This is a genomic window from Neisseria sp. P0022.S010 (genome assembly GCF_051956635.1).
Genome location: NZ_JBQCXF010000092.1, coordinates 1 through 9648, shown reverse-complemented (window position 1 = coordinate 9648; position 9648 = coordinate 1). Strand labels below are relative to the sequence as shown.

At 46.9% G+C, this 9648-nt stretch carries 11 protein-coding genes; 2 read left to right on the top strand and 9 right to left on the bottom strand.

Going from position 1 to position 9648, the window contains the following annotated elements:
• Positions 1 to 38: 38 nt before the first annotated feature.
• Together ACTHUT_RS09790 and ACTHUT_RS09785 are read left to right on the top strand one after the other, a co-directional pair.
• Positions 39 to 620 carry a superoxide dismutase gene (locus ACTHUT_RS09790; protein WP_250600709.1) on the top strand — a complete coding sequence of 194 codons (582 nt, stop codon included), beginning with the start codon at positions 39 to 41 and terminating at the stop codon, positions 618 to 620.
• A gap of 222 nt (positions 621 to 842) precedes the next feature.
• Entirely contained in the window at positions 843 to 2384 is a 1542-nt protein-coding gene (locus ACTHUT_RS09785) for an L-lactate MFS transporter (protein ID WP_250589847.1), read from the top strand.
• A gap of 58 nt (positions 2385 to 2442) precedes the next feature.
• On the opposite strand, the gene ACTHUT_RS09780 is transcribed toward ACTHUT_RS09785, so the two are convergent.
• The 9 genes from ACTHUT_RS09780 to ACTHUT_RS09740 all read right to left on the bottom strand — a co-directional run.
• Positions 2443 to 3288, bottom strand: coding sequence for a DUF817 domain-containing protein (locus tag ACTHUT_RS09780; protein WP_250600705.1), 846 nt, complete (start codon positions 3286 to 3288; stop codon positions 2443 to 2445).
• 33 nt (positions 3289 to 3321) lie between these two features.
• Positions 3322 to 4587: a flavodoxin-dependent (E)-4-hydroxy-3-methylbut-2-enyl-diphosphate synthase gene (gene ispG, locus ACTHUT_RS09775; protein ID WP_440418758.1), complete on the bottom strand. Its 1266-nt coding sequence runs from the start codon at positions 4585 to 4587 to the stop codon at positions 3322 to 3324.
• A gap of 1 nt (position 4588) precedes the next feature.
• A complete protein-coding gene (locus tag ACTHUT_RS09770; protein ID WP_250600703.1) occupies positions 4589 to 5473 on the bottom strand; it encodes a helix-turn-helix domain-containing protein in 885 nt (294 codons plus the stop codon).
• On the bottom strand, positions 5474 to 6229 hold the full coding sequence (pilW, locus tag ACTHUT_RS09765; protein ID WP_063075505.1) for a type IV pilus biogenesis/stability protein PilW: 756 nt from the start codon (positions 6227 to 6229) through the stop codon (positions 5474 to 5476).
• An 8-nt stretch (positions 6230 to 6237) separates the two neighbouring features.
• Positions 6238 to 7326, bottom strand: coding sequence for a 23S rRNA (adenine(2503)-C(2))-methyltransferase RlmN (rlmN, locus tag ACTHUT_RS09760; RefSeq protein WP_003683577.1), 1089 nt, complete (start codon positions 7324 to 7326; stop codon positions 6238 to 6240).
• Positions 7327 to 7494: 168 nt separating this feature from the next.
• Positions 7495 to 7920, bottom strand: coding sequence for a nucleoside-diphosphate kinase (ndk, locus tag ACTHUT_RS09755; RefSeq protein WP_004519785.1), 426 nt, complete (start codon positions 7918 to 7920; stop codon positions 7495 to 7497).
• A 94-nt stretch (positions 7921 to 8014) separates the two neighbouring features.
• Positions 8015 to 9151 (bottom strand): cell division protein ZapE, encoded by a 1137-nt coding sequence (gene zapE / locus ACTHUT_RS09750; RefSeq protein ID WP_308887257.1) that lies wholly within the window; start codon positions 9149 to 9151, stop codon positions 8015 to 8017.
• 12 nt (positions 9152 to 9163) lie between these two features.
• Complete coding sequence (locus ACTHUT_RS09745; protein WP_137040864.1) at positions 9164 to 9373, bottom strand: hypothetical protein; 210 nt, start codon at positions 9371 to 9373, stop codon at positions 9164 to 9166.
• A 39-nt stretch (positions 9374 to 9412) separates the two neighbouring features.
• Positions 9413 to 9648 (bottom strand): integration host factor subunit beta (locus ACTHUT_RS09740; RefSeq protein WP_440418669.1); only part of this gene is annotated, 236 nt, incomplete at its 5' end.

Sequence of the window (9648 nt, the reverse complement as noted above, 5' to 3'; positions counted from 1 at the left end):
CTACCAAAATATAAATATCAATAATTAGGAGCATAAAAATGGAACACAAGCTGCCACAATTGCCTTATGAACTGGATGCGTTGTCCCCTCATCTGACCAAAGAAACTTTGGAGTTTCACTACGGCAAACACCATCAAACTTACATCACCAATTTGAACAATCAAATCAAAGGCACTGAGTTTGAAGAAATGCCTTTGGAAGAAATCGTGAAAAAATCTTCCGGCGGTATGTTCAACAACGCTGCCCAAACTTGGAACCACACTTTCTACTGGCTGGGCTTTACCCCTAAAGGCCAAGGCAAACCTGCCGGCGAATTGGCTGCGGCCATCGACGCCAAATGGGGCAGCTTCGAGAAATTCCAAGAAGCGTTCAATGCCTGCGCGGCCGGTACTTTCGGCTCCGGTTGGGCATGGTTGGTGAAAACGCCTGCCGGTGAATTGGATCTGGTTTCTACTTCCAATGCAGCTACTCCGCTGACTACTGAAAATACTCCGCTGTTGACTTGCGACGTATGGGAACACGCCTACTACATCGACTACCGCAACAGCCGTCCTAACTACCTGAAAGGTTTTTGGGAAATCGTTAACTGGGAAGAAGTTGCCAAACGCTTCGCCGCATAAAACGATATGAATGAAAAGGCCGTCTGAAAAATTTTCAGACGGTCTTTTTGTCGATATTGTCTGAAGAAATGGTTTAGATGAATGTTTTTTCTGTCTGATGCGCAAAATTATCATGGAGCAGAAAAAAGGATAAACGGGAGATTATGCTAAAATATTGTCAACAATTTTTTGATTCCGCATGATATGGAATCAGCGTTTGACACACATAGACAAGAGGATTTTATGAAATTTCTAGACCGTGAGGCGACCATTGCCAAACCTGGCTTTAATCGTTGGCTGGTACCGCCTGCCGCTTTGGCCGTGCATCTTGCCATCGGGCAGATATACGCTTATTCCGTGTTCAATGCGCCGCTGACCAAGCTTATCGGTATTACTGAGTCGGCTACAGGAGATTGGAAGCTGACCACGGTAGGTTGGATTTTCAGTATTGCCTTGGCGATGTTGGGCGCGTCTGCGGCTATGTTCGGTACTTGGATGGAACGCGTTGGGCCGCGTAAGGCGATGTTTGTTGCTGCCTGCTGCTTTAGCTTGGGCTTTTTTGTCTCGGCGATTGGCGTCCATACGCACAATCTGTTTTTGCTTTATTTGGGCAACGGTGTGATTGGCGGGGTCGGTTTGGGCTTGGGCTATATTGGGCCTGTATCGACACTGATGAAATGGTTTCCCGATAAACCGGGTATGGCGACAGGTTTGGCGATTATGGGCTTTGGTGGCGGCGCGATGTTGGCTTCGCCTTTATCCGTGTCGCTGATGAATTTTTTCTCCAGTGAAACTTCGGTTGGCGTAGCGCAGGCTTTTGTCGTCTTAGGGTTGTTCTATCTGGTGTTGATGATGTTCGGTGCGTTTACCATCCGCATACCTGCCGATGGCTGGAAACCTAAAGGTTATGTTGCGCCGAAAATCAAAAGCAAATTGGTCAGCAGTAATCACGTCAATGTTTCCGAAGCCATGAAGACGCCGCAATTTTGGCTCTTGTTTTGGGTGTTGTGCTTGAACGTGACGGCGGGTATCGGTGTTTTGGGTCAGGCTTCTGTCATGATTCAGGAGCTGTTTTCTGAAACTTCTGTCGGTAAACAGGCTGCCATTGGCGCGGGTGCGGCGGCGGGTTTTGTGAGTCTGTTGAGCCTGTTTAATATGGGCGGCCGTTTTTTGTGGTCCAGCGTGTCCGACAAAATCGGGCGTAAAAATACTTATACTATTTTCTTTGTGCTTGGCTCGCTGTTGTATTTCGCCATCCCGTCTATTGGCGCGAGCGGTAACAAGGCTTTGTTTGTTATTGGGTTTTGCGTCATCATTTCCATGTATGGCGGCGGTTTTGCAGCGATCCCGGCGTATCTGAAGGATTTGTTCGGCACTTATCAAGTCGGTGCAATCCACGGCAGGATTTTGCTGGCATGGTCAACTGCGGCCGTTATCGGCCCGGTGTTGGTCAACTATATCCGCCAAAGCCAAATTGAAAGCGGCGTTCCGGCTGCCGAGGCTTATAGCATCACCATGTACATCATGGCAGGTTTGTTGATTGTCGGTTTGCTGTGTAATTTGAGTGTCCGTTCGGTTCACGAAAAGCATCACGAGAAGGACATTAAGGTCGCGGCACATAGCGGCAACCCCGATGATGAAACCGCTGTATCCGATGCCTATTTGATCAGCAAGAAAGTATCAGCGGGCGGTATCGGTATATGGTGGCGCTGGGCTTTGGTTTGCATCCCTTTGTGCTATGGTGTCATTATGGTGTTTGTTAAAGCCTTAAGTTTGTTTAATTGATTGTTGAAAATTAAAGGCCGTCTGAAAGTTTCAGACGGCCTTTTCAAATGTTAAATAACTAATCTTTCGATACGCTGATGGTATGTTTGATGTGTTTTAAATTTGCAACGATGGTAAAAGTCATCATCACCAGTAAAGCCCATGAACTCCATTTGCTGATGTGTACTGATGCCCATGCGCCGATTTGGTTGGGATAGCGCCAAACGCCAAATAGGGTTCCCAAATTTTCCGCCAGCCAAATAAAAAATCCGATCAGGACGAAAGCGAGCAGGAGGGGCATTTTGCGAGTGGTGTCATAGGGCGTGTATAAGACCGTTGTCCGGGCGTATAGGCCGAGAGCAAAAGCTGCAAGATACCAGCGATAGTCTCCGATATAGTGATGGGTGAAGAAATTGATATAAATCGCCAGTGCGCACAAAGTGCCCAACCAATACGGCGGATGGCTTTTGATTTTGAGGTCAAACAGCCGCCATGCTTGAATGATATAGCTGCCGACTGCGGCATACATAAAGCCTGCAAACAGCGGTACGCCGCCAATTTTGGTATAAGCCTCATCAGGATAGCTCCAAGACTGGATATCGCCTGATGTCTTGAACCACTCTAAAGCAAAGCCCACCAAGTGAAACAGCGTAATCGATTTCACTTCATCCCAAGTTTCCAGCTTGAAATACAGCATGGCTGCTTGTACGGAGACGGCAAAAATCAGCAGCAGGTCGTAGCGCGAAATCCCCAACCAGCCTGTTTTCGGAACGAGGAACATGGCAATGAAAAACAAGCCTGCAAATAAGCAGGCACGTGCTTCTTTCAAACCGAAAAACCAAAATTCAACGATAAAGCGTCGCCAACCATGCAAACCCTTGCGTTTTGGATGCTCAGTCAGCCAAGTATCCAGTTTGCCCAACATATTTTCAGACGGCCTCTTTATCTTGAAAATGTTTTAGGCAGATTGAATCGGAATGACGCGGTTTTGCTTACGTTTAGTGCCGCCCTCGCAGTAGTTGTTTTTGACATAATCTTCAACGATTTGTAAAAATTCGGCAGCGATATTGTCACCTTTGAGGGTGACTTTCCGCTCGCCGTCTACATAAACCGGCGCAACCGGTGTTTCGCCTGTACCGGGCAGGCTGATACCGATATCGGCAAGCTTGCTTTCGCCCGGACCATTTACCACGCACCCCATTACGGCGACGTTCAATGATTCAACACCTGGATATTCAGTGCGCCAAACAGCCATTTTCTGGCGTAAATAGTTTTGTACGTCTTGAGCCAACTCTTGGAATACGGTACTGGTGGTACGGCCGCAACCCGGGCAGGCTGTAACCATTGGCGTAAAGGAGCGCAAGCCCATGGTTTGCAGGATTTCCTGACCGACAATGACTTCTTGTGTGCGTGAGGAGCCGGGTTCGGGCGTAAGGGAAATTCGAATAGTGTCGCCGATACCTTCTTGCAACAATACGGACAAAGCTGCTGTGGAAGCAACAATGCCCTTGCTGCCCATGCCTGCCTCAGTCAGACCGAGATGGAGCGGGTAACGGCAACGGCTGCCCAATTCGCGGTAAACCTGAATCAAGTCTTGTACGGCGCTGACCTTGCACGACAAAATGATTTTGTCTTCGGATAAGCCTAAAGCCACGGCTTTTTCTGCCGATTCCAGCGCAGAAACAATCAAAGCCTCTTTCATGATTTCTTCAGGCGGCTTCGGTGTGGCAGAAGCTAAGTTGGCATCCATCATGCGCTTGGCAAGGCCTTGATCAAGCGAACCCCAGTTCACACCGATGCGTACGGCTTTATTGTTTTCTGCGGCAGTACGGATCATAAAGGCAAATTTTTCATCGCCTTTTGCACCTTTGCCGACATTGCCTGGGTTAATCCGATATTTGGCCAAGGCCTTGCCGCACTCAGGAAATTCAGCCAATAAGCGTTCGCCGTTAAAATGGAAATCACCAATCAGGGGGGTGGTGTAGCCCATATCGTCTAAGCGGCTGCGGATTTCGGCTACTTTGGAAGCCGCTTCAGGAGTATTGACTGTGATACGAACCATTTCCGAGCCGGCATCGCTCAATTCTTTGACTTGTCGGGCAGTTGCTGCGGCATCTGCCGTATCCGTATTGGTCATGGATTGGACAAGAACGGGCGCCTCGGAGCCGATGATGAGGTGGTCAATTTTGACTTGATGTGTCTGACGGCGTTTAGGTGTGGTCATTTTAGTTTTTTCCTGCAACAAAAGAGGCGGATTTTTCACCGGCAACACGGTATTTCAAAGGTTCGATAGGTGTGCCGCCGTAATTGGCTTCAGAGCCGGCTGCAATACCGAGCCAAACATTGTAAGGCGCACCGCCTCTCAGACGTTGTTCGCTTCCGGCCGGAACGATACGGCTGAATACTACTTTTCCATCTTTGTCTGTAATAATCAGATTGCTTCGGTATTGGACTTTAATCCAAAGTTCGTCTTTCTCGACTTTGACGGCAGGCTTCTCTTCTTGTACGACGGCGGAAGCTGCTGAGGCAGCTTGATCATTAGTCACTTCAGGCTTATTGGTTATTTCTTTTTTGCCGTCTTCCGTCATTTCGCTAACGGCAACATTATCCGTTTTTAAGGCAGGCGTTTTCATCGTATCAGCAACATCTTTGCTGTTTTGAATATTTGCCTGTTCGTTTTCAAAACTGGATTTACTTTGCCAAAAGTAAACACCGCCTACAGCCAAAGCCAGTGCGGCTATCCCCAATATCCATTTTGGGAAACCTTGTTTTTCAGTGTCTGTGTAGCTTAAGCCGGCGTTGGCGCTGCGTGTTACCGCGTATACATGGTCTTCAAGTTGCGGAGTAATGGAGAGTAAATGTTTGGCGATGATTTGTTCGTCGATTTTCAGAAATCGTGCATATGAACGCAAATAGCCTGAAACAAAGACTAAACCGGGAAAGCCTGAATATTCCCCTTTTTCCAAAGCATCAATTTGTTCGGCAGACAGTTTCAAACGTGAAGCAACATCTTGAATATCGATTTTGGCATCAGTTCTGTGTTTGCGTAATTCGTCCCCCAATATTTTGGCGGCTTGTGTGTCGTAGTTGATTTTATCGTTATTTTCCATTTAGTGGCCTGTTGTGACGGTTTGTAGTTCGTCTGAATAGGGGAAGTTTGCCCTAAGTTGGGCTTCGTATTCGTATGCGGCGTGTTTATTGCCCAAGGCAGTAGCCAAACGCCAGCCTAAAAGCAAATCGTCAGCCTGAAGGACATCAACTTTGCTTTGGTATTGGCGGAAATAATAGTCGGCATCGTTCAGATTGCCTGCCATCATTTTGGTTCGGGCAAGTTCTTTGAAAGCAGGGAAGAATTGTGGATTCGCTGCTAAAGACCTTTCCAAATAGGCTTGGGCTAAGGAGTATTGGCCTAACCTTGCACTGCAAATGCCTTTATTCATATTGGCAATAAAGGGGCTTGGGTAGGTTGGGTCGGCCAGTGCTTTGTCAAAGTAAGCCAAAGATTCGGCCGGTGCATTCATTTGATTGCACAAGAACCAACCGTAGTTGTTGTTGACTTCCGCGCTATCAGGTTTTAAAGACAATGCTTTAAGAAAGCTTTCCTGAGCTTTATCTTTGACCTTCAAATACTGATAAATCTCGGCGCGTACCAACCAAGCAAGGTCATTTTTTGAATTGGACTTAAGCGCCTCTTCGATACTTTCAGTAGCTTGGCGGTAGTTTTGGCCGCGCATATATTCCACAGCCAGTTGGGTTTTGATATTAGAAACTTGAATGGCACGTTCTTTAGGGCTTGGGCCGGAAGAGGAAGCGCAGGCAGAAAGAGTCAGTGCGGTAAGTAAAGCGAATCCGAACTTAATTTTCATAATTAACCTTATTGTTCGACCAAAATCTGTTGCCATTTTTGTTGTCGGCGTGTTTTATCTTGTACTTGTCCGGCCAATTGTCCGCAAGCTGCATCGATATCGTCGCCGCGGGTTTTGCGGACAGTAACGACAAAGCCGGCTTGTTGCAGAATATCGCGGAAGACACGGATATTTTCATTGGTAGAACGTTCGTAGCCGGAATTTGGGAAAGGATTGAACGGAATCAGATTGAATTTGCATGGTACGTCTTTAACCAACTCAATCAATTCGCGCGCATGTTGCGCTTTATCGTTGATGCCGTCGAGCATAACGTATTCAAAGGTAATAAAGTCACGGGGTGCTTTGACCAAATAACGTTGACAGGCCGCCATCAATTCTTTAAGCGGGTATTTTTTGTTGAGGGGAACAATCTGATCGCGCACTTCATCGTTGGATGCGTGTAAAGACACAGCCAAAGCAACAGGCATTGCGTCACGCAGTCTGTCCATTTGTGGAACCATGCCTGAAGTGGAAACAGTCACGCGGCGGCGGCTTAAGCCGTAGCCGTGATCATCCAGCATAATGCTCAAAGCGGTAACAACATTGTCAAAGTTTGCCATGGGTTCGCCCATGCCCATCATCACCACGTTGGAGATAACGCGTTCGTTTTTTGGGGTAACACCCATGGCTTTATTGGCCCACCAAAGCTGACCGATGATTTCAGCGGCAGTCAGATTACGGTTGAAACCTTGTCGACCGGTAGAGCAGAAGGTACATTCCAATGCGCAACCGACTTGGGAAGAGATACACAAAGTTCCGCGTTCAGCTTCGGGAATGAAAACGGTTTCTACACCGTTGCCAGTGCCGACATCCAGCAACCATTTGCGAGTACCATCCGTAGATTCTTGTGCCATCATTAATTTAGGCACTTCGATTGTGGCTTGTTCATTCAACTTAGCGCGCAATGATTTGGCCAAGTCAGTCATTTCTTCAAAGTTCTGTGCACCGGCTTGATGCATCCAACGCATTACTTGCTTGGCACGAAAAGGTTTTTCGCCCATTTCGGCAAAGTGTTGCGTCAGTCCGTTTAAATCGTAATTCAGTAGATTGGTTTTCATGTATTTTTATGTTTCTCAGTAAAGCTTTTAAAGCAAAGGGGCTTATTGGGCAGCCTTGCTTTAAAAGCCTTTGGGTTTTCAGACGGCCTTTAATTTGTAGGACATACAAAGCAGTTTTGCCGTCCGATATAAATCGGACGGCCGTAAAGCGGCTACAGGCTTTTATTCTTAGCGTGGACAGATTTCGCTTTGGCTGAAGAAGTAAGCAATTTCAATCGCAGCATTTTCAACGCTGTCAGAACCATGTACAGCATTAACACTGACAGATTCTGCAAAGTCGGCACGGATTGTGCCAGGAGCTGCATCGGCTGGATTGGTTGCGCCCATCAGTTCACGATTTTTGGCAACGGCGTTTTCACCTTCTAATACTTGAATCATGACAGGATTGCGAGTCATGAATTTAACCAAGTCTTCATAAAAAGGGCGGTCTTTGTGTACGGCATAAAATTCTTTTGCTTCACGCTCAGAGAGATGTTTCATTTTTGCCGCAATAATGCGCAAGCCGTTTTCTTCAAAGCGGCTGTAAATCTTGCCGATGACGTTTTTTTCTACTGCATCGGGTTTGATGATGGAAATCGTACGTTCTATGGCCATGTTATGTCCTTGTTTTTATTGAAAGGTAAGTTGTCGTAGCCAAGAGGCGAGGGAAGTGTATTCTACCAAATTTCGCCCCTTTTTGGGAAAGGCATTATTTGCTTAAAGTCAGGTGCAGTTGTTCCAAGTAGACTTCAGATTGCATTTCGATCATACGGCTGGCCGTACGGGTAAATTCTTCTGCAAAATCGCCTTCGACGTAAATATCGTTTACGCCAACTGCGCTGGTAGCGCACAGCTTCACACGGAAATCGTATAAAACGTCAATTAACCATGTCAGACGGCGTGCTTCTGCTTTTTCTTGCGGGGTTAGGCGTTCTAACCCTGAAAGGAAAACCATCTCGTAATGTTCGGCTAAATACAAATAGTCAGCTTGAGAGCGCGGACCAAAACATAATGCGCGGAAATCAAACCAGATGGCGCGTTCTGACTGGGCTTTATGAGGAATTTCCCGTCCATGAATAATGCTGATACCTGGGTTTAATTCAGAGATTCCGCTCATTTCCTTAAATAAAGCAGCGAGTTTTTGCTCGTTTTCTTCATTATTGGGAACAAAGAAAATTTCAGCAGGACGCAACGTACGCAAGCGGTAATCTTCGCCACCATCTACATTTAAAACGGTCAGGTTGGACTCGATAAGGGCGATGGTTGGCAGAAAGCTGCTGCGGTTTTGGCCTTGAGGATAGAGTTCGGATGGAGCATAGTTGGAAGTAGCTACCAAGACGACACCTTCACTCAACAGGTTTTCCAGCAAACGGCCCAAAATCATGGCATCGGCAATATCGCTGACGTGAAACTCGTCAAAACACAAAACTCGTGTTTCTTTGGAAATTTCTGTTGCAACGGCTTTTAAGGGATTGGCTTCGCTTTTCAAGACTTTAAGGCGCTGATGGATTTCGGCCATGAAGGCATGGAAATGCACGCGACGCTTGCGACGATAAGGGAGACAGCCGAAAAAAGCATCCATCAAGAAACTTTTACCGCGTCCTACGCCGCCATAAAAATAGAGTCCTTTAGGTACTTGGGGGGAACGCAAGCTACGGCCGAGAAAACGGTTGCGTTTGCGTTTGAACATCATCAGCTCGGTCCACAAACGATCCAAATATTCAATGGCTCGCGCTTGGGCTTCGTCGCGGATAAAGTTAGGCTGTTCGGCTGCAGCTTGATACCAAGTCAATGGGCTGTGGTTTTCAAATGGAGGTGGTGTGAATAGTTGGTCTCTATTGCTCATGTGTAACCTTTATTATGCTTTGCTGGCGATAGTTGAAACATCATCCGCAATAGTTTGGATAGTAGTTGGAATGATGTTTTCATTACAGAATAGTCGGTCTATTATAAATGATTTCAGACGGCCTGCGTTTTTTGCAAAAGCATTGTAGTAAATATAGTTGAAATAGTGTGCGATTAAGGTATGCGTGAAAAGAGCTGGCTTTGGTATTTCTTGCGAAAACAAAAAAAACGCCGCATTTCTGCGGCGTTTTGCTACTAAGTATTAATGAGCACTTTCTTGCAATGCCAAGTCTACACGCTCACGCAACTCTTTACCTGGTTTGAAGTGAGGAACATGCTTTTCAGGCACTTCCACGCGTTCGCCGGTTTTCGGGTTGCGCCCGATACGGGCAGGGCGGTGGTTCAAGTCGAAGCTGCCGAAGCCGCGGATTTCGATACGTTGTCCACGAGCCAGTGAGCGGGTCATGGTATCAACCAAGACTTTTACACTGTATTCGA

Coding starts and splice junctions, on each gene's coding strand:
- ACTHUT_RS09790 (WP_250600709.1), top strand. CDS start 39: ATGGAACACAAGCTGCCACAATTGCCTTATGAACTGGATGCGTTGTCC.
- ACTHUT_RS09785 (WP_250589847.1), top strand. CDS start 843: ATGAAATTTCTAGACCGTGAGGCGACCATTGCCAAACCTGGCTTTAAT.
- ACTHUT_RS09780 (WP_250600705.1), bottom strand. CDS start 3,288: ATGTTGGGCAAACTGGATACTTGGCTGACTGAGCATCCAAAACGCAAG.
- ispG (WP_440418758.1), bottom strand. CDS start 4,587: ATGACCACACCTAAACGCCGTCAGACACATCAAGTCAAAATTGACCAC.
- ACTHUT_RS09770 (WP_250600703.1), bottom strand. CDS start 5,473: ATGGAAAATAACGATAAAATCAACTACGACACACAAGCCGCCAAAATA.
- pilW (WP_063075505.1), bottom strand. CDS start 6,229: ATGAAAATTAAGTTCGGATTCGCTTTACTTACCGCACTGACTCTTTCT.
- rlmN (WP_003683577.1), bottom strand. CDS start 7,326: ATGAAAACCAATCTACTGAATTACGATTTAAACGGACTGACGCAACAC.
- ndk (WP_004519785.1), bottom strand. CDS start 7,920: ATGGCCATAGAACGTACGATTTCCATCATCAAACCCGATGCAGTAGAA.
- zapE (WP_308887257.1), bottom strand. CDS start 9,151: ATGAGCAATAGAGACCAACTATTCACACCACCTCCATTTGAAAACCAC.